This is a genomic window from Bradyrhizobium sp. AUGA SZCCT0182 (assembly GCF_018130185.1).
GTDB lineage: Bacteria > Pseudomonadota > Alphaproteobacteria > Rhizobiales > Xanthobacteraceae > Bradyrhizobium.
Map to the genome: position 1 here is coordinate 79,483 of NZ_JAFCLY010000007.1, position 24,130 is coordinate 103,612.

A 24,130-nucleotide genomic window follows, 5' to 3' on the forward strand; every position below is an offset into this window, starting at 1 on the left:
CGCCTTCCCCTCGATCGCGGTTACGACCCGGTTGTGCCGCGCGTGGCGACGTCCTCGGCGATCGCAGATACCGCGCGGGGTACGCTGACGATGCCCATGTGATTGACGCCATCGATCAGCTTGACGTCAACCGCGGGGGCTATCGCATGCACAGAAGGTGCGTACTTGTCCGCGAACATCAGTTCGTCATCGGCGCCGGAGATGATCGTGATCGGCTTCCTGGCCGCCGCGAGATCGTGGCGGAAATCGCGGTCGCGGACCGCGAAATTGCGCATCAGGCGGTCGCTGTAGGTTCCGACCAGGTTCTTCTCGGAATTCGGCGGCACCGCGAACGCCAGCACCGGCAGCGCGTCGCAGCAGGTGATGCCGATGCTGCGCAGCGCGAACAGACCAACGATGCGCGGAACATCGGCCTTGGCCCAGCCGCCGGAATTGGGCCGGCCGGTCGGGGCGTCGTGACCGAGATAGGGCGCGAGCAGCACCGTACGCTCGAACAGGTCCTGGATCGACGAGCCCGCGACGCGCAGCGCAAAACCGCCGCCGGAGGAATGGCCAACCAGCGTCAGCGGCTTGGCGGGCGCGGTCGTGCGGATAATGCCGACCAAATCGGCGAGGTCATCCTCGAGCTGGCCGACATAGCCGATGTCGCCGCGGGTGCCAGACGTGCCGTGGCCGCGAATATCAACGGCCCAGGTTTCGACGCCCCGGGTCGCCAGCGCCGTCGACAGCGCGTGGATAGTTCCGCCGCTCGACCCGGAGGAGCCGTGCACCACAATGGCGGCGCGACCGGTCGCCGGGCCATTGGCGGCATAGTGGCGGAAGCCGAGCGCAGTGCCGTCTCGCGCCTGAAACCGCTCGACCGCGGGCAAGGTGCTGAGATCGACGGTGCCGCGGGCAGCCGAGATCGATGGCAGCTCCGGGGGGCGCGTCAGTGGCGTGGCGACCAGCCCCGTGATCAGCAAAGCGATCGCGCCAACGGCGCTGAGCGCCCATTTCAAGGTGCTGAAGCTGCCGCGTACCAACTGCCTGAACATGGTCGTTCCTCATCGGTTGGGTTCCTCTTAGAGAACTCTATAACACAGAGTTATCTGCAATGCAAGCTAGATTGGCGGGGATGGCCGAAATCCCTACCTTGCGTGGAAGCCCCAAAAGCCTGATTCGATTGGACGAGATGCCCGCGACCGAACCCCTGCTCAACGCGCCCGAATTCACCGTCTCGGAACTCTCCTCCGCCCTGAAGCGGACGGTGGAAGACGCCTATGGCCATGTCCGGGTGCGCGGCGAAATCTCCGGCTTCCGCGGGCCGCATTCCTCCGGGCACTGCTATTTCGCGCTGAAGGACGAGAGTGCCAAGATCGAGGCCGTGATCTGGAAGGGCGTGCATTCCCGAATGCGCTTCAAGCCGCAGGAAGGGCTCGAGATCATCGCGACCGGCAAGCTCACCACCTATCCGGGCTCGTCGAAATACCAGATCGTCATCGAAGCCATCGAGCCCGCCGGCATCGGTGCGCTGATGGCGCTGGTGGAGGAGCGCAAGAAGAAGCTCGGCGCCGAGGGCCTGTTCGACGAGGCGCGCAAGCAATTGCTGCCGTGGCTGCCGCAAGTGATCGGCATCGTGACGTCACCGACCGGCGCCGTGATCCGCGACATCCTGCACCGCCTGGAAGACCGCTTTCCGCGCCGCGTGCTGGTGTGGCCGGTGAAGGTGCAGGGCGAAGGCTCCGCCGAACAAGTTGCCGCGGCGATCCGCGGCTTCAACGCGCTGCCCGAGGGTGGCAAGATTCCGCGGCCGGATCTGCTGATCGTCGCGCGCGGCGGCGGCTCGCTGGAGGACCTGTGGTCGTTCAACGAGGAGATCGTGGTTCGCGCCGCCGCCGAGAGCATGATCTCGCTGATCTCGGCGGTCGGCCACGAGACTGACATCACGCTGATCGATTTCGCCGCCGACAAGCGCGCGCCGACGCCGACCGCGGCGGCCGAAATGGCCGTCCCCGTGCGCAGCGAATTGATGGTCGAGGTTGCCGGCCTCGCCCGCCGCACCATGGTGTGCTGGCTGCGCGGCCAGGAAAGCCGTCGCAATGAATTGCGCGCCGCGGCCCGCGCCCTGCCCGCGGCCAGCGAATTATTGGCAATCCCGCGGCAGCGGCTGGACAGCGCGGGTGCATCACTGCCCCGCGGCTTGAAAGCCAACACCAACGCGCATCATCGCCGCTTCTCGCAGCTCAGCGCCGGCTTGACGCTAAAGGTGCTGCGCGGACAGGTCGCGCAGGCGGGGCACCGTCTCATCGTATCCGGCGAGCGCATCAGGCTTTCTGCGCGGGCATTGTTGCGCAACCGGCGCGATCGCTTTGCCGGGCTCGAGGTCAGGCTGAAAGCGTCAAAAATTTCCAACGCCCAGGCACAGCGTAACGCGATCGCGCGCGACCGCGAGCGCACGCAACGCCTTGCCGAGCGCGCGCGCCGCGCACTGCTGACCGCGATGACGCGGCTCAACGCCCGCGTTGCGCATAGCGGCCAGTTGCTGTCGGCGCTGTCGTATCGCGGCGTCCTCGCGCGCGGGTTTGCCCTGGTGCGCGACGAACACGGCCATTCCGTGCATGCCGCCGCCTCGATCGGGCCGGGCGCGAATCTTTCGATCGAGTTCGCCGACGGCCGCGTCGCGGCGACGGCCGATGCGGACCGGCCGGCGGCAACATCAGGGCCGACCAGCCAGCCGACCCTTGCCCGCCGAGAAACCAAGACGCTTGCGCCCAAGCGCGTGGTCAAGCCGGTCGATCAGGGTAGTTTGTTTTAGAGGGACGACTTTTGCGATCAAGCGCCCTACACGTCCGCACCGAGATTACCCGCTGGGTCTCCGACGATTTCCCGGGCTTCGTCGAACTCCGATTCAAGGACCGGTTCGGCCGTGAGTGGGCGTTCGTGGAGAAAGCTCCTGTCGTCTCCTCCGCAAATTTGAATTCGAACAGCCGATATCCTCAGCCCGCCTTCATCGGCTGCGAAGTCCTTTCACAAGGCCGGGACGAGTCGGGGCGCGCAACTGCCATCATCAGCACCGAAAGGCCGTGGGGTAGCGAGGCCTTGGACGGAACGACTGATTTTCAAGTTTTTGCAGACCCGTTGGCCGCATCATCCAACTGAGGCAAGCTGGCTCAAACGAGAGTAGACATCACCGCGCCAGCCATTCCGCCACGCGCTTTTGCGAATCGATGCGCGCCTCAGCGTCACCGCCGATATGGCCGCGTTCCGGTTGGCCGGCGTCGCCGCCGCCGAGCGCACGGAGCGGCAGGTTGGCGCGGTCGAAATCGTGCGGCGCGCCGGGATAGATTTCGATCCGCGCCAGCGCGCTGCGGCCGCGGGCGCCCTCCACCATCTGGCGGCAGGCCGATGGCGAACTGACGTCGTCCTTGGCGCCGATCAGCAGCAGCGTCGGCATCCGCGCGCTCCAGCCGAGGCCGGCGGAAATCCGACAATCAGGATAGAAGGCGACCGCCGAGCGGAAATCCGGCCCGTCATGGCGCCACGCTTGCGGACGCACCGCCCACAACAGGGCGCTGGCCCCGTTCGCCCATCCCATCAGGCTGACGCGATCCTGCGCCACCCAGGCCTGCTGCGCCAGCCATCGCCGCGTCGCCACGATATCGGCGACCCGCTCGCGGCGCGCCAGCACGCGGCGCTCCTTGTCGCGGCATTGCGGGCCGAGTTCGCGCGAGCCGTAACTGTCCGGCAGCACGACCGCGTGTCCCGCCTTCAATAGCTGTTCGACCCAGTCACGGTAGCGCGGCAGCACCGGCTCGGAATGCCCGCTCAAGCCTCCGCAGCCATGCAGCGCGATCACGGTGGGAAACGGCCCGTCGCCGTCAGGTTTGTAGAGCTGGGCGTGCAAGTTGAGTTTTGGCGCGGGGATATCGACCTGTTTGGGGGCCGGTAATGGCGCGGCCGAAGCTGCGTTCGGCACGCCAGCGCAGGCCGCGGCAAACAGCGTCAGGAATAGCAGCGTCGCTGGGCGCATCTGATTTCGCCGGGTCAAAATGGCGCTCGGGGCAAAGCGAACATAATCAGGAGGTTATCACGCGCAATCGGCAAAAATTCATCACAATCAGGTGGTTTTTTGCAGGTGGTTTTTTGCAGGTGGTTTTTTGCGGGTGGGTTTCGGGAGCGGACAGCCCAACCTATCTGTGATAGATCGGATTTGGAAAATACACTTTAGTCGGCCCTGTGAATTGGCCGACCTGCCGGAGAGTTTACGGTGCTGAATAAATTCGGTCCCTCGGGACATGGCGAAGCGCAGGTGCAATATCTGGATGGCGATTTCCGCGTGGTCTCGCCGGGAACCTATGTGCGCTGCGCCATATCGGATGTACGGATCCCGCTCGACGAGTTGAAATACTGGAGCGTCGATCTTCAGGAAGCCTATTCGGTGCCGACGGCCGTCCTGCAACGGCATTTTCCCGGCGCGCTGAAGACGGAAGGTTGAGTTTCTTTGTCGTCCCGGCGAACGCCGGGACCCATACGCCGCAGCCCATCCGTGAGAGCGCTGGCGTTAGAGACCTTCGGTTACAATGACCGCCGCGGAGTATGGGTCCCGGGTCAAGCCCGGGACGACGTACTGCGGAATTTTTTCTCGCGCGCCTTGAACAGCTGCGCGGCGACGAACTTCCGCAAACCCGCGCCATCCTCAAACTCCAGCGTCACCGCGAACGCCACGATCGCTTTCGCCCAATCCGGCAATCCGCCGCCGACTCTCAGCCGCGCCAGATCCTTTTCCGTCGTCACCAGCGTCAGCGCGTCGCGGCCGGCCTCGGCGATCAGGCTGTCGATCTCGGCCCTGGAGAACGCGTGGTGATCGGCGAAGGCGTGCTGCCGGACCACGTCAACGCCGCTCGCCGTCAGCGTGCCGAAGAACCGTGCGGGATCGCCGATACCTGCAAACGCCAGCACACGCTTGCCACGCAATGCGGCGACGGAGGCTTCGCTCGGCACAAGGCGCGCGCGCAGCACCGGCTTGTCCTGCGCGGCGATATCGGCCGCCACGCGGTCGGCCGCCGTGCCGTTGCCGACGATGATGAGCGCATCGGTGCGCGCCAGCTGCGGCTTTAGCGGCGCGCGCAAGGGGCCGGCGGGAAACACCTGTCCGTTGCCGAGGCCGCGGCCGGCGTCGATCACGATCAGCGAGGTGTCCTTGGCGACCGCCGGGCTCTGAAAACCGTCATCCATCAGGATCACCGACGCCGCCAGCGAACGCGCCAGCGGAACGCCGTCGGCGCGTTGGCGCGCGACCACCACCGGCAGCGTCGCCGCCAGCATCAGCGGTTCGTCGCCGACATCGGCGGCGGCATGCCGTTCCGGATCGACCCGCACCGGCCCGCGCAATTTTCCGCCATAGCCGCGGCTGAGTACGATGGGCGTTTCGCCGAGCTCACGCAACAGCTTCGCCAGCGCGAGCACGGTCGGCGTCTTGCCGGCGCCGCCGACGTGATAATTGCCGATACAAATGACGGGGACGCCGGCATCCAGCCCGTCGCGCTGCATCCGTCTCGCGGCGATGGCACCGTAGAGGGCGGCGAGCGGTGTCAATAGACTGGATTTGAGGGAAGGCGGGCCGTGCCAGAAGCGCGGCTCACGCATTCGCGGCTCCCATTTCGAGCCGCAACTGCAACAGATACGGCTCCAGCGCGATCATCGTGCGATCCAGCGCGCCGCCGAGCTGTTCGACCACGCGCTCGGAGGCTTTGAGCGATACTTCGCGCGCCCTGGGATCGGCGAGCAGCTGACCAAGTTGCTTGACCAATGCTTCCTGGGTGTCGGCTTTTCGCGCGCCGCCGGCCTGATCGAGCGCCTCATAGACGTCGCCGAAATTGAAGACGTGCGGGCCATGGACGATCGAGGCACCAAGCTTGACCGCCTCGATCGGATTTTGCCCGCCATGCTCGACCAGCGATCCGCCCATGAACACGATCGGCGACAACCGGTAAAACAACCCGAGCTCGCCCATGGTGTCGGCGACATAGATGTCGGTCGCAGCCGTCGGCAGTTCCTCGCGCGAACGCAACGACGCGTGCAGGCCAGACGCCTCGACCATGCGCGCGATCGCCTCGCCGCGATCGGGATGCCGCGGCACGATCACGGTCAGAAGGTTCGGAAAGAATCCGGCGAGCGTCTTGTGCGCCTCCGCCAGCATCTCGTCCTCGCCCGGATGGGTGGAGGCGGCGATGACGACCGGACGGCCGCGCGTCATCGACATCAGCCGCTCCAGCTTGGCCTGGTCCGCCGGTGGCGCGGGAACGTCGAGCTTCAGATTGCCTGTCGTCACGACGTTGGGACAGCCAAGCGTCGAAAACCTGTCGGCATCGGTTTCCGACTGCGCGAGGCACAGTTCGAACCGGCCGAGCAGCGCCGAGATGGTGCCGGAGACACGCCGCCAGCGCGGAAACGAGCGAGGCGACATGCGGCCGTTGATCAGCACCATCGGCACGCGCCGCGCCGCACTCGACAGGATCAAGTTCGGCCACAGATCGGACTCGATGAACAGCGCCAGCGACGGACGCCAATGGTCGAGAAACCGCGCGACATAGCGCGGCGAGTCGTAGGGGACATATTGATGGATGACGTCGGGCGGAAACCGCTTGGCGACGACCGCCGCCGAGGTCACCGTGCCGGAGGTGAGGAGGATGCGCAGGTTCAGCGCCCGCAGCTGCTCGACCAGCGCTGCCGAGGCCAGCACCTCGCCGACGCTGGCGCCGTGAATCCACACCAGCGGCCCGACCGGGCGAACATCGGCGCTCACGCCGCGGCGTTCACTGACACGCGCCGGATCTTCCTTGCCGAGCTTCAGCCGCCGGTTGATGAACGCAGGCGCCAGCGGCACCATCGCGGACGACAGACTCCGGTAGACGCGCAACGTCATCGGCAGCGGCAGCGAATTAACCAAGGGCGGCCTCCGGACGACCGACAGCCGCATAGGCGCGACGGGTCGCTTCGTTCAGATAAGTCTCTACCTGTTGGCGCAGCTTTTCCATGGTCTCTGCGTCGGCGTCCGGCGGCACGAAAACCGCATCAATGCCTACCACGGCACCCCTGCCGAATGGCAAATTGATGGTGGAGGAGTCCCAATTTTTCAAACGGATGAACCGGCTGGTCACCATCGCAAAGGGGAGAATCGGCCGCCCGGACTCCCGCGCCAGCATGATGAGGCCGAGCCCCACCACCCGCGCCCGCTTCGGCACGTCCGCGGTGGTCGCAACGTTCCAATTATCCTCAAGCGCCTGCACCATCTCCCGGAACGCGCCGACGCCGCCCTTGCGGTGAAACGCGCCGCCATGGTCGCCGGAACCTCTGATGGTTCCGATGCCGAGCCGTTCGGCCGCAATGGCGTTGAACTCGCCGTCGCGATGCCGCGAGATCAGGACCTTGGCGCGATGGCTCTCCTTGGTCTTGATGAACGGCGTGATGAAATGCTGGCCGTGCCAGAAGGCGAGGATCGCCGGCATGGCGGGCTCGACCTGGTCGTAGACGTCAGCCGGTTCGTAGCTGAACTTGTTGGTCAGCCAGACCAGCCGCAGATATTCGGCCGCAAGCACACCGAGCGCACGCTGAAGCCAGCTGCTGCGCAGCAAATCGCGAAGGAATCGTTTCAACGGGCAGGCTTCGCGTCTTGCTTGGTGTCTTGCTTGGTATCTTGCCCCGGATCGAGCAGCCGGTGGAGGTGGACCACGAAATAGCGCATATGGGCGTTGTCCACGGTCTGCTGCGCCTTCGCCTTCCAGGCCGCATGGGCGGTGGCGTAATTGGGAAACACACCGACGATCTCAACCTGATCGAGATCCTTGAACGTCGTGTGTTCGAGATCGGTCAACTCGCCGCCGATGACGAGATGAAGCAGTTGCGGCGGGGCACTATCTGGCATGATGGTTGTTCCTAACGAGGTGCCCGGCAAGGTTGTTGAGGCGTATCGCATGATGAGTGGCGTGACGAACCGTGACGCAGGTCCGGCGTGTTCAGGGCAGCGGACGGATTCGAAAATGCTCGACAATGCGTGCATGCCGATCACGTCCCGCAGCCACCAGCACCCCGTGCGTCACCTCCCGGCGATTATACTCAATCGTGTCCCCCGAGAGCGCCGTCATCCTACCATCGGCTTCGTGCACGATCAAATTCGCCGCCGCAAGGTCCCAATCGCGGCTCTGACCGCCCGCAAAAGCGGCGTCCAGGCCGCCGTCGGCGACCCGGCACAACCGAAGCGCCAATGAGCCGATTCGCGGAAACAGCGTGATCTCATCGGATGACGGGCTCAGCCGCTGCACCAGCGGCTTGGGGCCGGCCATGCGGGAAAAATCCAGATCGGTGCCCGCGGTCGCGAGCACGCGCTTGCCGTTGCGCGTGGCGCCCTGCCCGCGCACCGCGAAGAAGAATTCGTCGGTCGCCGGCGCGAACACCGCCGCCAGCACCGGCGTTGCATCGGCCACCAGCGCAATGCTCACGCACCAGTCTTCGCGGCCGGCCAGATAGGCGCGGGTGCCATCGATCGGATCGACGATCCAGACCAGCTTCTTGCCGAGGCGCGCCTCGTCGTCGACGCTTTCCTCCGACAGCCAGCCATAGTCCGGCGTTGCCGCACGAAGCCGGCTTTCGACGAGATCGTTGACGGCGATGTCGGCTTCCGACACCGGCGACGAGGCGCCCTTGGTCCAGTTCTTCAATTCAGTGCGAAACAACGACAGCGCCAGCGCCCCCGCCTCGCGCACCGTCTCCGTCAGCAGTGCGGCATCGCGCACCTTTGTCGTGCCCAGCGTATCAGCGTCCGCCAAGCGTCAAACCCTCGATGCGCACCGTCGGCGCATTGACGCCATAGCGGAATTCCAGATCGTTGGCCGGTGTCAGCGACTGGAAGATCGGCAAGAGATGGCCCGCGATCGTCACTTCGCTGACGGAATAGGTGATCTCGCCGTTCTCGATCCAGAAGCCGGACGCGCCGCGGCTGTAATCGCCGGTGACGCCGTTGACGCCGGAGCCGATCAAATCGGTGACGTAAAAGCCCTGCTTGATATCAGAGATCAATTCGGCCGGCGTCGGCTCGCCCGCCTCCATGTGCAGATTGTACGACCCCGGCGAAGGCGACGACGATACGCCGCGATGCGCATGGCCGGTCGTGACCAGTCCGAGTTCGCGCGCGGTCGCGGTGTCCAGGAGCCACGAGGTCAGCACGCCCTCGTCGATGATCGCGAGCTTCTTCACCGTGACGCCTTCGGCATCGAAGGTTTGCGAGCGCAAGCCGCGCACCCGCAGGGGATCGTCGATGATGCGGATGTTCCTGGCGAACAGTTGCTCGCCCATGCGGTCTTTCAGGAAACTGGTCTTGCGCGCGATCGAGGCGCCGTTGACGGCGCCGACGAGATGGCCGACCAGCGATCCCGAGACCCGCGGATCGAACAGGACCGGCACCTTGCAGGTCTCGACCTTGCGCGGATTGGCGCGCGCCACCGTGCGTTCGCCCGCCTTGCGGCCGACGCTTTCGGGCGCGGCGAGATCGGAGGCATGCGGCGCCGACGTGTAGTCGTAGTCGCGCTCCATCCCGGTGCCTTCGCCTGAGATCGCGGTCATCGAGATGCCCTGGCTCGATCGCAAATACGAGCCGTGGAACCCGGTCGAAGTCACCAGCACCATGCCGCCGATGCCGCTCGATGCCGACGCGCCGCCGGATCGCGTCACGCCCTTGACCGCAAGCGCCGCGGCCTCCGCTTCTACGGCGCGGCGTTCGAGTTCGGAGGTCGAGGGAACCGTGCGATCGAGCAGGTCGAGATCGGCGAACTCGCGTGCCAGGAGTGAAGGATCGGCGAGACCGACATATTTGTCGTCGGGCGCGACCTTCGCCATCGCGACCGCGCGCTCGGCCAGTTTCGAAATGCCATCGCCGCTGATGTCGTTGGTCGAGACCACCGCCTGGCGCTGTCCGACCAGCACGCGCAATCCGACATCGTCGCCTTCTGAGCGCTCGGATTCCTCGACGCGGCCATCGCGCACTTCGACGCCTTGGCTGACGCCGCGCACCGCGACCGCATCAGCCGCATCGGCGCCGGCGCGTTTGGCGGCTTCGACCAGCTGCTGCGCCAGCGTCGAGAGCGCCGATTGGTCGAACAGGTCGGAGGATGAAGGCTTGGATGGTGAAGAGTTCACAAACAAAATCCCTGACATTGAAGCGAGTTGGGACGCAAATCTTTGGACCCATCAGATGTGCCTGATTCACGGGGATTTCAAGCATTTTGACGCCTCAAAAGCCAATCATTTTCGGCTTCAAAGCAAGGACTCGTCAATCATGCGCGCCAAGCTCTTGTCAATCATGCGGGCAGAAGCGGCGCCGGTGACTTCGGGTTAACCAGCCTTCTTAAGCCAAAACGGAAACCGCTCGGCTAAGGTCTCACACATCGACCGGGAACATAATTCCGGCGGGGAGACTAAAAGCCGTGAGGCGTCAAACAGCAACAAGCGGGATCAATCCCGCCGGGTCGGGCCGCGCATTGCGGCTCGACCCTCTTTCCCTTCCGCTCCGCTTCGATGCGCAGGACACGCGTGCCGACGGCGGCGTGCGGCAGATAGAACTTCACCGCGAACGCGTCGTGCTGCGCCGTGCCGTCAAGGGCATGCAGATGGCCGTCAACGTTCGCGTCAGCGATTTCCTTGGCGTCGCTTTGCGCGGTCTCGACGACGCGCAGATGCTGGTGCTGGTGCATCGCGATCCCTCGCTTAACATTCCGCTTGGCGTCAGTTCCGATGCCGAGGAGCTTTCAACGGCCTGGCAGATGTGGAGCGAGATCTTCGCGCTTCCGCAATTGCCGGAAGACAAGCGCCGCGATCCGGCCCAGCGCCGCCGCCGTCACAACGCGATCCGCGCCCGCCGCCCGAAATTCCTGGTGCGCCGCCGCGCCGGCGATTTGCTCAATCCGGCGAACCTGCATCAGGGCGAGCGCGAGATTATCGCACGGGATTGAGATTGTTTTCGTAGGGTGGGTTAGCCGAAGGCGTAACCCACCGCTGCGCGGAAGATCAAGATGGTGGGTTACGCTTCGCTAACCCACCCTACGCTTCAACGCATCACCGCATCCACCAGCAGGCCCGCAAACAGCAGCAGCCCCGCGTCACGGTTGGATTTGAAAACGCGCAGGCACAATGCGGGATCGCTGATGTCTAGCCGCCGGATTTGCCAGACCAGGTGAACAGCGAACGCGACCAGGCCGATCCATGCCGGCCATCGCGCCCCACCCAGCGCCATCGCCACGCCGATCAGTACCACTGCCAGTGAATAGAACACGACCAGCGCCCGATGCGTCGCCGCACCGAACAAACGCGCGGTCGATTTGACGCCGATCAGCGCGTCGTCCTCGGCGTCCTGATGCGCGTAGATGGTGTCGTAGCCGATCACCCAGGCGATCGAACCGGCATAGAGCACGAGCGCGGTCAGATCGATGCGTCCGAGCGTGACCGCAAATCCCATCAAGGCGCCCCATGAGAAGGCGAGGCCGAGCACGACCTGCGGCCACCAGGTGATGCGCTTCATGAAGGGATAGACCGCGACGATGATCAGCGACGCGATGCCGGTCATGATGGCGAAGCGGTTGAACTGCAGCAACACGGCGAGCCCGATCAGCGCCTGCAGCACCAGCCACGCAAGTGCCTGCGGCACGCTCACCTGCCCGGCCGGGATCGGCCGCGACCGCGTGCGCTCGACCCTGGCGTCGAGGTCGCGATCGGTGATGTCGTTCCAGGTGCACCCCGCCCCGCGCATCACGAAGGCGCCGATGAAGAACAGCACGATGACGAACAGCAACTGACTGGCGTCGCGCGCGATGCCAGCGGCCAGCGCCGCCGACCACCAGCACGGCATCAGCAATAGCCATGAGCCGATCGGCCGGTCGAAACGGGAGAGACGTAAATAAGGCCGCGACCAAGACGGCGCGCGCGTATCGACCCAGTTGCCGGTGGCGTCGGCAACGCGGGCCGTGAGGTCGCTCATCGGAAGGCGGTCATCGGGTGAGAACGTTGCCGTTCAGCGTATCGAACGTGCTGCCGCCCTTCTTCACAGTTTGCGCCTCGGGCAGCGCCGCCGAAGAGCCGAGCGCCTCGCTCAGGCTCGGCGCGGCCGCTCGCTGCGCTTGTGCTCCCTGCTGGGCGACCGTGCAGACCTGCTTTTGCATTTTCTCGGTGTTCTTGTGGCCGTTCTTGAGCTGCTCGGCGATCTGCGGCGGAATTCCGCATTTCGCGGAATTTGTCTCGACATATTTGATCATCTTGACTTCGGCCTGGCTGTAACTGCCGATCAGCTTGCAGGCCTCGTCCGGCGACGCCTTGCGATCGCTGGCGGCCTTGATCAGCTTGCCGCGCTTCTCGGCGTCCTCGCGCAAGGGAACGAAGCCCTTCATGCAGGCATCCGCCGCGCCGCTGGCTTGTGGCGGCGGTCCACGGTCGAATGCCGAGCCCCCGCCCGGGGCGGCTCCCGCCGACGGGAACGGTGAAGGACCACCCACCGACGCCGCGGGGGCTGCGCCGTTCACCGACGGGAACGGCGACGCGCTGCTTGCGGTTGCGGGTGCAGCCTGTCCGTTGGGCAGTGGCGCCGGAAATGGGGTCTGCGCAAAGGCCTGCCCCGCGTGAATGGTCACGACGGCAATCGTCAGGGGCACAATGAGACGGCGGATTATCAAAGGTGTTTCTCCGGCAAAGGTCCAGCAGGGCCCGGGCGACTTCCGATCGAAGCACAATTCCGACGGGGCTTTTTACGATTCCTGCCGGCCCTTAACAACCCGTGGATTTAGGCGGCAGCGCGGCGCTGGGCCGCACCGAATCATTAAATTGTCCCCGGATTCTAACCCTTTAGGCTAAAACGGGCGCGAAACGGAACAATCACAGATGCCTGAACTCGATTTTCGTGCCCCTCGCCTGTTCGTCGATGCCGCCTTGAGCCCGGGCGAAAGGGTCCCGCTGGAGCGGAACCAAAGCAATTATCTCGGCAATGTGCTGCGGCTTTCCGCCGGCGAATCGATATTGGTGTTCAACGGCCGCGACGGCGAATGGCAGGCGCAGATTATCGGGCGGAAGCGGCCCGACAGCCTCGAGATCCTCATCCGGAGCCGGCCGCAGGATCGCCTGCCCGACATCGCCTACGTCTTTGCCCCGTTAAAACATGCCCGGCTCGACTACATGGTGCAGAAGGCGGTCGAGATGGGCGCCTCAAAGCTGCAACCGGTGTTGACGCGTTTCACCCAGGTCTCGCGGGTCAATGGCGAGCGGATGCGCGCCAATGTCATCGAGGCCGCCGAGCAATGCGGCATCCTGAGCTTGGCCGACGTTGCCGAACCGATGCCGCTCGATCGCTTTCTGAGCCAGCGCCAGCCGGAGCGTCTCCTGGTCTTCTGCGACGAGGCGGCGGAAACCACCTCGCCGCTGCAGGCGCTGCAAAACGGGTTAACGGCGGCTGGCGGCATCGACATCCTGATCGGTCCCGAAGGCGGATTTGCCGAGGAAGAGCGCGCGCTGTTGCTGCGCCAGCCGCGAACGCTGCGGCTTTCGCTCGGCCCCCGAATTTTGCGCGCCGACACCGCCGGCGTCGCGGCGCTGGCGCTGGTGCAGGCCGCGCTCGGCGACTGGGCCAGCCCGGGATAGCCAGCCGAGGCCGTTAAGCCTCATTGAACCCCGCGTTAAGTGACGACACCAATCTCTGTCGAAACCCTGCCCCGGCCATGCTAAGGCCTCCGCCAACAAACGCTTGATACCTCTTGGAACCCGTTTTTCGGGATATTTGGACGCGAAATGACCGTAACCGCCGCCATCGATGGTGCCGCCGGGTCCGCCACATGGGCGGACGCGCTGCTTTTGTCGTTTGCGCAGGCCGGCTACGTCCAGGCTGAACCGGCGATTCTGCAGCCGGCCGAGCCGTTCCTGGACCTCTCCGGCGAGGACATCCGCAAGAGCCTCTATCTGACATCAGACGCCAGCGGCGAGGAGCTTTGCCTTCGTCCCGATCTCACCATTCCGGTGGCGCGGGACTATCTGGCCTCGGGGCGTGCCGGCCAGCCCGCGGGCTTCAGCTATCTTGGGCCGGTGTTCCGTTATCGCGACGGCCAGCCGAGCCAGTTCCTGCAGGCCGGCATCGAATCCTTCGGCCGGCAGGATCGCGCCGCGGCGGATGCGGAAATGCTGGCGCTGGCGCTGGAGGCGACTTCGGCGTTCGGCCTGAGCGATGTCGAAATCCGCACCGGCGACGTCGCGCTGTTCACCGCGCTGATCGATGCGCTCGAGCTTTATCCGGTCTGGAAGCGGCGGCTGATCAAGGATTTCAACCGCAAGGTCAGCCTCACCCAGGACATCGAGCAGCTGACATTGGCGACCGCCCCCGGCCGCAACGAATATGAAGGCGTGCTGGCAGCCCTTGCCGGCTCCGACCGCAAGGCCGCGCTGGCGCTGGTCACCGACCTGATGTCGATCGCCGGCACCACCAATGTCGGCGGCCGCACCGTTGCCGAAATCGCCGACCGCTTCCTCGAACAATCGACGCTCAAGAGCGGCGCGCTGCCGCGCGACGCGCTCGCGACCATCAAGCGCTTTCTTGCCATCGCGGGCGACCCCGACGACGCGGTCGCGCAACTGCGCGCGCTGGCCGAGGACACCAAGCTCAATTTGACGGCGGCGATCGATCAGCTCGAAAGCCGCGTCGGCTTCATGGCGGCGCGCGGCATCGACACCAGCCTGACGCGCTTTTCGACCGCCTTCGGACGCGGCCTCGACTACTACACCGGCTTCGAATTCGAACTGCACGGCAAGGGTAACGGCATCGAGCCGCTGGTGGCAGGCGGGCGCTATGACGGGCTGATGACCCAGCTCGGCTCGGCGGCGCCGATCCCGGCGGTCGGCTTCTCGGTCTGGATCGAAGCCCTGACGCAACTCCGCAAACCGGTCGGGAACGCATCATGACCGCGCCCTTCGTTCTCGCCGTTCCCTCCAAGGGCCGCCTGCAGGAAGAAGCCGAAGCGTTCTTCACGCGCGCCGGTCTCAGCCTCGCCAAGCCGCGCGGCGCGCGCGATTATCGCGGCACCATCTCCGGGCTCGACAATGTCGAGATCGCCTATCTCTCGGCGAGCGAGATTGCCTCGCAGCTCGCCCGCGGCATGGTGCATCTCGGCGTGACCGGCGAAGACCTCTTGCGCGAAAGCATCGTGGACGCCGACAAGCGCGTGCTGTTGATCGACAATCTCGGCTTCGGCAGCGCCAATGTCGTGGTCGCGGTACCGCAGGCCTGGATCGACGTCCGCACCATGGCCGATCTCGACGACGTCACGACGGGTTTCCGCGCGCAGCATAACCGGCGCATGCGGGTCGCGACCAAATACATCAACCTGACCCGAAACTTCTTCGCCACCCACGGCGTGGTCGATTACCGCATCGTCGAGAGCGCCGGCGCCACCGAAGGTGCGCCCGCGGTCGGCACCGCCGAGATGATCGTCGATATCACGACAACGGGTGCCACCCTCGTCGCCAACGGCCTCAAGGTGCTCGACGACGGCGTGATCCTGCGCAGCCAGGCCAACCTCGTCGCCTCAAAGGATGCCGACTGGTCGAGCGGGGCGCGCGAGACCGCGCGCGTCATCCTCGATCACATCGCCGCACGTGCCCGCGCCAGCAAATATCGCGAAGTCCGCACCCGCTTTGCCGGCTGCAACGACAGGCTGCTGACCGAGGCGCATAACCGCTTCGGTGTCGTCGCCCCGTTCGGCCGCCCGACCTCGTCGGGCATGCTGACGCTGCACTGCCCGCCGTCGAAGCTCTACGCGCTCGGCAGCTTCCTGCGCGAGCACGGCGCCGACACGGTTTCGGTGGCTGCCCTCGACTATGTGCTCGACCGGGAAAACCCGCTGTTCGCCCGCCTCGAGGCGTTCTTGCGACAATAAAGCGGGTTCTGGAGCCTGACCGGTTCTGATTGAATCAGAACCGGTCAGGCTCCAGTCTTTGTCTTGACGCGTTTTCTTATGCGAACCGGTATCCACTTCACTCGAAAACGCTATAGATTTCATTCATCGTAGCGACAGCTTGCGACGAGTAACATATGCTGTTGTCCATGATGGAACCTGATCTATGACGCTTGGCTCTGACGTTTCCGGCCTGTCCACCACCGCGGCGAGCGCCGCGGCGCGGGGGCTGTCGATTGTCGTGCCGGTCTATAACGAGGCCGCCGGGCTCGCGTTGCTGCACGAGCGGCTGATCGGCCTCGCCAGGATCTTGCGGCAGCGCTATGGCCTCGCCAGCGAAGTGGTCTATGTCGATGACGGCAGCGCCGATACCACGCTTAGCATCGCGCGCACCCTGAAGGCCGACGCGCTCGACGTTCAGGTGGTGTCGCTGTCGCGCAATTTCGGCAAGGAGGCGGCCTTGATGGCGGGGCTCGACCATGCGCGGCGCGGCGCGGTGCTGTTCATGGACGGCGACGGCCAGCATCCGCCGACCCTGGTCGAGAAGCTGGTCAGCCACTGGATCGATGACGGCTACGACGTCGTCTATACGGCAAAGGCGCATCGCGACAATGAATCGTTTCTGCGGCGTCTTGCCGTGCACGGCTTCTACGCGCTGATCAATTACGGCGCACGGCAGAAAATCCCCGAGGATGCCGGCGACTTCCGCCTGCTGTCGCCGCGCGCCGCGGCAGCGCTCAAGCAGCTGCCCGAGCGCAATCGCTTCTTCAAGGGTCTGGCGAGCTGGATCGGCTTTCGCCAGATCCGCGTCGATTACGAGCCGGCGCCGCGCGCGCACGGCGTCACCACCTTCAGCGCCGGCCGGCTGGTGGGCCTGTCGATCGAGGGGCTGACCTCGTTCTCGGTGGCGCCGTTGCGCTTTGCCAGCCTGTTCGGCGTGCTGCTCGCCGTGGGCGCCTTTCTGTTCGGCCTGACCATTCTCTGGGAAGTCTTGACCACGGGCAAGCAGGTCCCCGGCTATCCCTCGCTCGTGATCGGCCTGATGACGATCGGCGGCGTGCAGCTGATCATGATCGGCATCGTCGGCGAATATATCGGCAAGATCCTGTCGGAGCTGAAAGCCCGTCCGATCTATTTCGTCGCCGAACACTCCGAGAAGCGCGCGGACGAAACGACCACCGCAAGCGTCAGCGAACGGACCGCCGCGGAATGAACGATGCCGCGCCGCCGCGCCGTATCTGGCTGTGCGCCGATGATTACGGGATCAGCGAGGGCGTCAATCGCGCCATTCGCGAGCTGATCGGCCAGGGCCGGCTCAATGCGACATCGGTGATGGTGGTCGGCCCGGCGATCGGCCGCGGCGAGGTCACTGCGCTGCAGGACGCCGCCGCCGGCAGCTCGCGCTGCGCCATCGGCCTCCATGCGACGCTGACCGCGCCATTCCGGCCGCTGACGATGCACTTCAGGCCGACCGATGGCGGCATGTTTCTGCCGCTGCCGGCGATGCTGCGGTCGGGCCTGTTGCGGCGGCTCGACCCTGAAATGATTCATGCCGAATTGATGGATCAGCTGGCGGCGTTCCAGGATCTGTTCGGCCGGCCGCCGGATTTCGTCGACGCCCATCAGCATGCGCAACTCTTCCCGCAGGTGCGCGATGCGTTTCTGCGCGCGGTGAAGCAGGCCGCGCCCGGAGCCTGGGTTCGCCAGGGCGGGCGCCTTCAGCCGCTGGCGAAACGGCTCGGCGCGCCCAAGGCGCTGCTGCTCGATGTTCTCAGCTCGCGGTTTCGCAGGCTCGCCACCCGTGCCGGTATCCCGTTCAATCCGGCCTTTGCCGGCGCCTATGATTTTTCGAAGATGCCCGATTTCGGCGTCCTGATGGGGCAATTCCTGCAGGGCCTGCCGGAGGGCGGGCTCGTGATGTGTCATCCGGGCTTCGTCGACGAAACCCTCATCAGCCTCGATCCCATGACCACCCAGCGCGAAAGCGAGCACGCGTTTCTCGCCGGCGCGCAATTGCCGCCGCTGCTGGCGCGGAACAATGTTACACTGACTTGAGTTTGCTCAATAAACCGGCCGGTCGTTTTGTCGCATACAGAAATTTAATCTGCGCTCCCACTACTTGCGACACAAACCCCGCCCTACATCTGCCCCGCGCTTCGAGGCACTCGACGCGATGGAGAACGCCATGACACCGCAAGAACGCCAACTGATTGACGATCTTTTCGACCGCCTTGCCAAGCTGGAGAACACCCCGCGAGATCCCGAAGCCATGTCCGCGATCATGCAGGGCCTGCGTGGTGCGCCCAATGCCGTCTATGCGCTGGTGCAGACGGCGCTGGTGCAGGACGAGGCGCTGAAGCGCGCCAACGACCGCATCCAGCAACTGGAAGGCGGACACGCGGGCGAACAGAATCAACCCGGCGGCTTCCTCGATTCGATGCGCGACACGATCTTCGGGCAGAGCCAGCCACGCGGCTCTGTACCTAACGTCCGCTCGCCCGGCATGGGCGGTCGCCCGGTCTGGAACAGCGGCGAGGTGGTGCAGCAGACCCAGGGACAACAAGGTCCCGGACAATACGGCCAGCCCGGCTACGGGCAGCAGCCTGCCTATGGTCAGCCGCAGCAGCAACCGCCGTTCGGCGGCGGTGGTGGCGGCTCGTTCCTCGGAACGGCAGCGGCAGCAGCGGCCGGCGTGGTCGGCGGATCGATGCTGCTCGGCAGCATCCGCTCGATGATGGGCGGCGGCGGCAACCAGCAGGCGGCCTTCGGCGGCGATACCGGCGGTCATCGCGGCAGCGTTGAAGACCGGCGGCCGGGCGGCAGCGATCAATCCGGCGGCGACCTGGCGCGGGAGGCCGGCGCCAACGACATCGGCTCGTCCGGAAGTTCGCGCACGGGGCTGTTCGACAACACATCGAACGACGACAATTATGACGACATGGATCATGACTCCGACGGCTTCGACGGCGACGGCGGCGGCGACGACGATTAAGCCTGAACGACGTCACGTCTGAAAAAGAAAACGGCCGCTCAATCGAGCGGCCGTTTGTTTCTGTCGGTTTGGTAGCTCTAATTTTGACGCGTTTTCTTTACGCGAACCGGCATCCCCACTTCGCTCGAAAACGCTATGCTTAAATGACAACGACCTTGGCGCCGACGCCGACGCGGCCGTAGAGATCGATCACGTCTTCATTGCGCATCCGGATGCAGCCGGACGAGACGTTGGTGCCGATGGTCCAGGGCTCGTTGGAGCCGTGGATGCGGTAGAGCGTCGATCCCAGATACATCGCGCGCGCGCCGAGCGGATTTTGCGGACCGCCTTCCATGTGCCGCGGCAGATCGGGACGCCGCGCCAGCATTTCCGGCGGCGGGGTCCAGGCCGGCCATTCCTTCTTCGCCGAGATAGTCTTGACGCCGGACCACGTGAAACCCGGGCGGCCGACGCCGATGCCGTAGCGCAGCGCCTTGCCGTCGCCCTGCACCAGGAACAGGAACTTGTTGGGCGTATCGACGACGATGGTGCCGACACCTTCCTTGCCGGTGTAGTCGACAACCTGCTTGTTGTACTTTGGATCGACCGGGCGCTGTGCCGGCTCGACCGCTTCTTCCTGCTGCTGACGCATCGATTGTTGCGGATCCATCGGCGGCAGGGTGCCGCGCCGTCCGCCATATCCGTAATCCGGCTGCTGCTGATAGACCGGCTGCTGTTGCTGATAGCGGCCGCCCTGCGCCGGCCCGTCGCCGAACAGGAATTCAATGAAGCCGCCGCCCATTTGCGAACGTTCGGCATAAGCGGTGCGTACCGGCGCAGGCTGCGCGGGCTGATTGGCGTAGATCACGGTGGGGTCGGCGAGCGGAGAGGCGTCGATCGCCAAGGCAGAATCGGAGAAGCCAAGGCACGACACGCCCGCAAGGAGCGCGAGAGACATTTTTCTGAACATCGACGTACTCTGTACTGTTTCGTCACTGTTAGCGTTTGGCGACGCCTGAGCGGCGCCGTTGCACGTGGTCAATAAAGGGTCAAAACCACATCGGTTTGGTAAACAGGAACGGCGTTTCGATTCACCACGTCGCCGATTGCGCGCTGATTTGTCCGGTAGCGTTTATTTTGAGTGAACGCCGGGCACGCATGGTTAATCCCTGGTGTGCGCCTCGCGGAAGACTACGCCGCGATGTGTTCCCCGCGTGAACCTCACGTTAAATCGCATCTGCCTAAAACAGGTCACGGAGTTAAGGGGTGGGAATACATCATGTCGGTTAGTCGCAAACGTTTTCGTATCGAACAGGCCATTTTGGGCGATGTGCCAATACCGGTGTCCGCGCCTGCCGAAGGCGGCGACATCGGCCCGATGCATCGCGAGATCATGAGCGAGCTGCGCTCGATCCGCGCCCAGATGGCCGCGGGCGGTCAAGGCCGCTCCGTCGTGACTGAATCGGCGGAAGCGTCGGTGGCGCGCGAGGTTGCCGAAGCCCAGGCGCTGCTGGAAACCTATCGTGCCCAGATCGAGCAGTGCGAAAAGCTCAAGGTCGAACTCGACCTCATTCACGACGCCATCAACCGCACCAAGCGCGAAATCGCAACGCTGCACGGCAAGAGCTTTGACGGCGGCGAAATGGCCAAGGTCAATGGCGAACTCGGCGCCGTCGTCGGCGGCACCGAGCAGGCCACGCAGCAGATTCTCGAAGCCACCGAGGCGATCGACCAGGCGGCGACCGCGCTGTCCAAGAACACTTCGCCGGACCAGCAGAAGCTGCTCAGCGAGGAAATCCAGGAACGCGTCATCGCGATCTTCGAAGCCTGCAACTTCCAGGACCTCACCGGCCAGCGCATCAGCAAGGTGATGACCACGATGAAGTTCATCGAGAACCACATCAACGTCATGATGGACATCTGGGGTGGCGTCGACGCGCTGAGGGCGCACGCGACCCCGATCGTCGACACCCGTGAAGGCGACGCCAAGCTGCTCAACGGTCCGAAGCTCGACGGCGACGTCGGCCATGCCTCGCAAGACGACATCGACGCGCTGTTCGATTAAGGGTTCAGTTGGCGCCTACGCGGGCGTCATCCCGAGAATACGAAAACGCCGGCGCGAAGCCGGCGTTTTTTATTTATGGTTTAGAATGTCATTCCGGGGCGATGCGAAGCATCGAACCCGGAATCTCGAGATTCCCCGATGCGCAATTGCGCATCTGTGGTCTGGTCCTTTGGACCATCCCGGAATGACGGAGGGCTCAGGCGCGCGGCGCGCAGCGGACATAGACCATGTTGCCGTAACGGACCCCGGCATCCTTGTCGACAAAGCGGGTCACCAGAACGCGGCCGTCGAACGAGACGACCTCGCGGTCCTGCTCGCCCGGGGTCGGTCCGGCCGGGCCGATATAATTCTTGCCGCTCGGAGAGCCCTTGAGGCGCAGTTCCTGCGGGGTCGCCTGGTCGGCCAGATGCATGACCACGCCCCCGGAGGTGCCGGCGGTGATCACATAAGGCTGCCTGCACTGATCGCGGGCCATCTTTTCGGTGCGGGCCCGGTCGTTCGGATTCTGATACGAGGCGAGACCCCAGCGGCCGACGATCTCGTCGGAGCGGATCGTCGCCGGCATGTCGGGAGCCACACCCGGCTCGGGCGGAGGCGCGGAACTTGATGACAGCGACGGCAGGCTCATGCTGCTGCACGCTCCCAAGAGCATCGTGAGCGCTGAGGCGATCGCCAGATTGGCAACCACGCGCGCAGTACCGGACCCGATCATCGCATTCCCCCAAACAAGTTTTTTGGCCGCACCCGTCCTGCAGCCAACCGTAAAACACGTGCCGGAGCAATGACGTCCATCAAATTACGCCGTCGCTCCGATTTGGTTTCTCAGGGAGCATCCTATATTGGCCTCACCAAGGCCTTAACCTTTTTTGGGCCTTAACCCCCCTTGCTTGACAGGATCGGCGCCAAGCCATATTCCCCGGGCCACACATTAGCACTCAAACGCGACGATTGCTAAGGCAAGTAAGGAGTTTGGCCGTCCCGCCCGGGACGGTGTCGAATACCCGGCATTAGCAGCCATTTTGATGGCAATCAGACCTGAAACCAAGCCTTCCAAAGAGGAAACCTCATGGCCAAATCCAAATTCCGCCCACTGCATGACCGCGTCGTGGTCAAGCGTATCGACGCCGAAGAGAAGACCAAGGGCGGCATCATCATTCCCGACAGCGCCAAGGAAAAGCCCTCGCAGGGCGAAATCACGGCCGTCGGCCCGGGCGGCCGGGACGAGGCCGGCAAACTGATCCCGATCGACCTCAAGGTCGGCGACCGCGTGCTGTTCGGCAAATGGTCGGGCACCGAGGTCAAGCTCGACGGTGAGGAACTCCTCATCATGAAGGAATCCGACATCATGGGCGTGCTGGTTTAAGCACCGCCTCCCTCACCCTGAGGAGGCAGCGAAGCTGCCGTCTCGAAGGGCCGACATTCACAAACTCATCCTTCGAGACGCGGCCAAGTGGCCGCTCCTCAGGATGAGGGTTCATTTCCAGGAGTAAATCCAAATGGCTGCCAAAGACGTTAAATTCGCCGGAGACGCCCGCGATCGCATGCTGCGCGGCGTCGATATCCTCGCCAACGCCGTGAAGGTGACGCTCGGCCCGAAGGGCCGCAATGTCGTGATCGACAAGAGCTTCGGCGCCCCGCGCATCACCAAGGACGGCGTTACCGTCGCCAAGGAGATCGAACTCGAGGACAAGTTCGAGAACATGGGCGCGCAGATGCTGCGCGAAGTCGCCTCCAAGACCAACGACACCGCCGGAGACGGCACCACCACCGCGACCGTGCTCGCCCAGGCGATCGTGCGCGAAGGCGCCAAGTCGGTTGCCGCCGGCATGAACCCGATGGATCTGAAGCGCGGCATCGACATCGCGGTGCTGGCCGTGGTCAAGGACATCGAAAAGCGCGCCAAGCCGGTCGCCTCCTCCGCCGAAGTCGCCCAGGTCGGCACCATCTCGGCCAATGGCGATGCCGCCATCGGCAAGATGATCGCGCAGGCGATGCAGAAGGTCGGCAATGAAGGCGTCATCACCGTCGAGGAAAACAAGTCGCTCGAGACCGAAGTCGACATCGTCGAGGGCATGAAGTTCGACCGCGGCTATCTGTCGCCCTACTTCATCACCAACGCGGAAAAGATGACCGCCGAGCTCGAGGACGTCTACGTGCTGCTGCACGAGAAGAAGCTCTCCGGCCTGCAGGCGATGCTGCCGGTGCTGGAAGCCGTGGTGCAGTCCGGCCGTCCGCTCTTGATCATCGCCGAGGACGTCGAGGGCGAGGCTCTGGCGACGCTGGTGGTCAACCGCCTGCGCGGCGGACTGAAGGTCGCCGCCGTCAAGGCGCCGGGCTTCGGCGATCGCCGCAAGGCGATGCTGGAAGACATCGCGATCCTGACCGGCGGTCAGCTGATCTCCGATGAGCTCGGCATGAAGCTGGAAAGCGTCACCGTCAACATGCTCGGCCGCGCCAAGAAGGTGGTGATCGACAAGGAGAACACCACCATCGTCAACGGCGCCGGCAAGAAGCCGGCGATCGAAGCCCGCGTCAGCCAGATCAAGGCGCAGATCGAGGAAACCACCTCGGACTACGACCGCGAGAAGCTGCAGGAGCGCCTGGCCAAGCTCGCCGGCGGCGTCGCGGTGATCCGCGTCGGCGGTGCGACCGAGATCGAGGTCAAGGAGAAGAAGGACCGTGTCGAGGACGCGCTCAACGCAACCCGCGCGGCCGTGCAGGAAGGCATCGTGCCGGGCGGCGGCGTGGCGCTGCTGCGCGCCAAGAAGGCGGTCGGCCGCATCCAGCACGACAATTCCGACGTTCAGGCCGGCATCAACATCGTGCTGAAGGCGCTGGAAGCTCCGGTCCGCCAGATCTCGGAGAACGCCGGTGTCGAGGGCTCGATCGTGGTCGGCAAGATCCTCGAGAACAAGTCCGAAACCTTCGGCTTCGACGCCCAGACCGAGCAGTATGTCGACATGGTCGACAAGGGCATCATCGACCCGGCCAAAGTGGTGCGCACTGCCCTGCAGGACGCTTCCTCCGTCGCCGGCCTCCTGGTGACCACCGAGGCCATGGTCGCCGAACTGCCGAAGGAGCCGGCCGCGCCGATGCCCGGCGGCGGCGGCGGCATGGGCGGCATGGGCTTCTAAGCCAAGGATC

Annotated in this window: 25 protein-coding genes; 13 read left to right on the forward strand and 12 right to left on the reverse strand. The window is 64.7% G+C overall.

Annotated features, from left to right (window positions below; translation table 11 throughout):
* Nucleotides 1-20 precede the first annotated feature (20 nt).
* Nucleotides 21-1,034 (reverse strand): alpha/beta hydrolase, encoded by a 1,014-nt coding sequence (locus JQ611_RS10335; RefSeq protein WP_212465371.1) that lies wholly within the window; start codon nt 1,032-1,034, stop codon nt 21-23.
* Between the two features lie 137 nt (nt 1,035-1,171).
* Here JQ611_RS10335 and xseA point away from each other — a divergent pair, with 137 nt between their 5' ends.
* Nucleotides 1,172-2,794, forward strand: coding sequence for an exodeoxyribonuclease VII large subunit (gene xseA, locus JQ611_RS10340; protein WP_212465372.1), 1,623 nt, complete (start codon nt 1,172-1,174; stop codon nt 2,792-2,794).
* A 372-nt stretch (nt 2,795-3,166) separates the two neighbouring features.
* Here xseA and JQ611_RS10345 read toward each other — a convergent pair whose 3' ends face one another.
* Nucleotides 3,167-4,009 (reverse strand): dienelactone hydrolase family protein, encoded by an 843-nt coding sequence (locus JQ611_RS10345; RefSeq protein ID WP_212465373.1) that lies wholly within the window; start codon nt 4,007-4,009, stop codon nt 3,167-3,169.
* Between the two features lie 237 nt (nt 4,010-4,246).
* Between JQ611_RS10345 and JQ611_RS10350 the strand changes: the two genes are divergently transcribed.
* Nucleotides 4,247-4,474, forward strand: a complete 228-nt coding sequence (locus tag JQ611_RS10350) for a DUF2093 domain-containing protein (protein ID WP_211993604.1) — start codon at nt 4,247-4,249, stop codon at nt 4,472-4,474.
* 113 nt (nt 4,475-4,587) lie between these two features.
* On the opposite strand, the gene lpxK is transcribed toward JQ611_RS10350, so the two are convergent.
* The 6 genes from lpxK to JQ611_RS10380 form a co-directional block, all read right to left on the reverse strand.
* Nucleotides 4,588-5,625 (reverse strand): tetraacyldisaccharide 4'-kinase, encoded by a 1,038-nt coding sequence (gene lpxK / locus JQ611_RS10355; RefSeq protein WP_212465374.1) that lies wholly within the window; start codon nt 5,623-5,625, stop codon nt 4,588-4,590.
* Entirely contained in the window at nt 5,618-6,958 is a 1,341-nt protein-coding gene (locus JQ611_RS10360; protein WP_212269771.1) for a 3-deoxy-D-manno-octulosonic acid transferase, read from the reverse strand. The genes lpxK and JQ611_RS10360 overlap by 8 nt, the downstream gene beginning before the upstream one ends.
* A complete protein-coding gene (locus JQ611_RS10365; protein WP_212269772.1) occupies nt 6,921-7,634 on the reverse strand; it encodes a lysophospholipid acyltransferase family protein in 714 nt (237 codons plus the stop codon). Before JQ611_RS10365 ends, JQ611_RS10360 begins: the two co-directional genes overlap by 38 nt.
* Nucleotides 7,631-7,903: a DUF4170 domain-containing protein gene (locus JQ611_RS10370; RefSeq protein WP_212465375.1), complete on the reverse strand. Its 273-nt coding sequence runs from the start codon at nt 7,901-7,903 to the stop codon at nt 7,631-7,633. Before JQ611_RS10370 ends, JQ611_RS10365 begins: the two co-directional genes overlap by 4 nt.
* 91 nt (nt 7,904-7,994) lie before the next feature.
* Complete coding sequence (locus tag JQ611_RS10375) at nt 7,995-8,804, reverse strand: 3'(2'),5'-bisphosphate nucleotidase CysQ (RefSeq protein WP_212465376.1); 810 nt, start codon at nt 8,802-8,804, stop codon at nt 7,995-7,997.
* On the reverse strand, nt 8,791-10,188 hold the full coding sequence (locus JQ611_RS10380; RefSeq protein ID WP_212465377.1) for a TldD/PmbA family protein: 1,398 nt from the start codon (nt 10,186-10,188) through the stop codon (nt 8,791-8,793). The genes JQ611_RS10375 and JQ611_RS10380 overlap by 14 nt, the downstream gene beginning before the upstream one ends.
* Here JQ611_RS10380 and JQ611_RS10385 point away from each other — a divergent pair.
* Both JQ611_RS10385 and JQ611_RS10390 read left to right on the forward strand, forming a co-directional pair.
* Nucleotides 10,151-10,369 carry a hypothetical protein gene (locus JQ611_RS10385; RefSeq protein ID WP_212465449.1) on the forward strand — a complete coding sequence of 73 codons (219 nt, stop codon included), beginning with the start codon at nt 10,151-10,153 and terminating at the stop codon, nt 10,367-10,369. The genes JQ611_RS10380 and JQ611_RS10385 overlap by 38 nt on opposite strands.
* A gap of 88 nt (nt 10,370-10,457) precedes the next feature.
* Nucleotides 10,458-10,982, forward strand: coding sequence for a DUF6101 family protein (locus JQ611_RS10390; RefSeq protein WP_212465378.1), 525 nt, complete (start codon nt 10,458-10,460; stop codon nt 10,980-10,982).
* A gap of 95 nt (nt 10,983-11,077) precedes the next feature.
* Here JQ611_RS10390 and ubiA read toward each other — a convergent pair whose 3' ends face one another.
* On the reverse strand, nt 11,078-12,004 hold the full coding sequence (gene ubiA, locus JQ611_RS10395; RefSeq protein ID WP_212465379.1) for a 4-hydroxybenzoate octaprenyltransferase: 927 nt from the start codon (nt 12,002-12,004) through the stop codon (nt 11,078-11,080).
* 10 nt (nt 12,005-12,014) lie between these two features.
* The gene (locus JQ611_RS10400; RefSeq protein WP_212269807.1) at nt 12,015-12,689 is read right to left on the reverse strand and encodes a hypothetical protein; all 675 of its coding nucleotides are present in this window, start codon (nt 12,687-12,689) and stop codon (nt 12,015-12,017) included.
* Nucleotides 12,690-12,897: 208 nt separating this feature from the next.
* Here JQ611_RS10400 and JQ611_RS10405 point away from each other — a divergent pair, with 208 nt between their 5' ends.
* The 6 genes from JQ611_RS10405 to JQ611_RS10430 all read left to right on the forward strand — a co-directional run bounded on the left by JQ611_RS10405 (nt 12,898) and on the right by JQ611_RS10430 (nt 18,942).
* Entirely contained in the window at nt 12,898-13,650 is a 753-nt protein-coding gene (locus JQ611_RS10405; protein ID WP_212465380.1) for a 16S rRNA (uracil(1498)-N(3))-methyltransferase, read from the forward strand.
* Between the two features lie 147 nt (nt 13,651-13,797).
* Nucleotides 13,798-14,958: an ATP phosphoribosyltransferase regulatory subunit gene (locus JQ611_RS10410; RefSeq protein ID WP_212269778.1), complete on the forward strand. Its 1,161-nt coding sequence runs from the start codon at nt 13,798-13,800 to the stop codon at nt 14,956-14,958.
* Nucleotides 14,955-15,932, forward strand: coding sequence for an ATP phosphoribosyltransferase (gene hisG, locus JQ611_RS10415; RefSeq protein ID WP_212465381.1), 978 nt, complete (start codon nt 14,955-14,957; stop codon nt 15,930-15,932). The genes JQ611_RS10410 and hisG overlap by 4 nt, the downstream gene beginning before the upstream one ends.
* Before the next feature lie 184 nt (nt 15,933-16,116).
* Nucleotides 16,117-17,163, forward strand: a complete 1,047-nt coding sequence (locus tag JQ611_RS10420; protein ID WP_212390346.1) for a glycosyltransferase family 2 protein — start codon at nt 16,117-16,119, stop codon at nt 17,161-17,163.
* Nucleotides 17,160-18,005 carry a ChbG/HpnK family deacetylase gene (locus JQ611_RS10425; protein ID WP_212465382.1) on the forward strand — a complete coding sequence of 282 codons (846 nt, stop codon included), beginning with the start codon at nt 17,160-17,162 and terminating at the stop codon, nt 18,003-18,005. The genes JQ611_RS10420 and JQ611_RS10425 overlap by 4 nt, the downstream gene beginning before the upstream one ends.
* A gap of 130 nt (nt 18,006-18,135) precedes the next feature.
* Nucleotides 18,136-18,942, forward strand: a complete 807-nt coding sequence (locus tag JQ611_RS10430) for a DUF2076 domain-containing protein (RefSeq protein WP_212390344.1) — start codon at nt 18,136-18,138, stop codon at nt 18,940-18,942.
* A 139-nt stretch (nt 18,943-19,081) separates the two neighbouring features.
* Here the strand turns inward: JQ611_RS10430 and JQ611_RS10435 are convergent, their stop codons facing one another.
* Nucleotides 19,082-19,891: a L,D-transpeptidase gene (locus JQ611_RS10435; RefSeq protein WP_212465383.1), complete on the reverse strand. Its 810-nt coding sequence runs from the start codon at nt 19,889-19,891 to the stop codon at nt 19,082-19,084.
* A 309-nt stretch (nt 19,892-20,200) separates the two neighbouring features.
* Here JQ611_RS10435 and JQ611_RS10440 point away from each other — a divergent pair, with 309 nt between their 5' ends.
* Nucleotides 20,201-20,986, forward strand: a complete 786-nt coding sequence (locus JQ611_RS10440) for a protein phosphatase CheZ (RefSeq protein ID WP_212465384.1) — start codon at nt 20,201-20,203, stop codon at nt 20,984-20,986.
* A gap of 196 nt (nt 20,987-21,182) precedes the next feature.
* Here the strand turns inward: JQ611_RS10440 and JQ611_RS10445 are convergent, their stop codons facing one another.
* Nucleotides 21,183-21,698: a hypothetical protein gene (locus JQ611_RS10445; protein ID WP_212269784.1), complete on the reverse strand. Its 516-nt coding sequence runs from the start codon at nt 21,696-21,698 to the stop codon at nt 21,183-21,185.
* Nucleotides 21,699-22,052: 354 nt separating this feature from the next.
* Between JQ611_RS10445 and groES the strand changes: the two genes are divergently transcribed.
* Together groES and groL are read left to right on the forward strand one after the other, a co-directional pair.
* Nucleotides 22,053-22,349, forward strand: coding sequence for a co-chaperone GroES (gene groES / locus JQ611_RS10450; protein ID WP_192738881.1), 297 nt, complete (start codon nt 22,053-22,055; stop codon nt 22,347-22,349).
* Between the two features lie 133 nt (nt 22,350-22,482).
* Nucleotides 22,483-24,120, forward strand: a complete 1,638-nt coding sequence (gene groL, locus JQ611_RS10455) for a chaperonin GroEL (RefSeq protein WP_212465385.1) — start codon at nt 22,483-22,485, stop codon at nt 24,118-24,120.
* Nucleotides 24,121-24,130 lie beyond the last annotated feature (10 nt).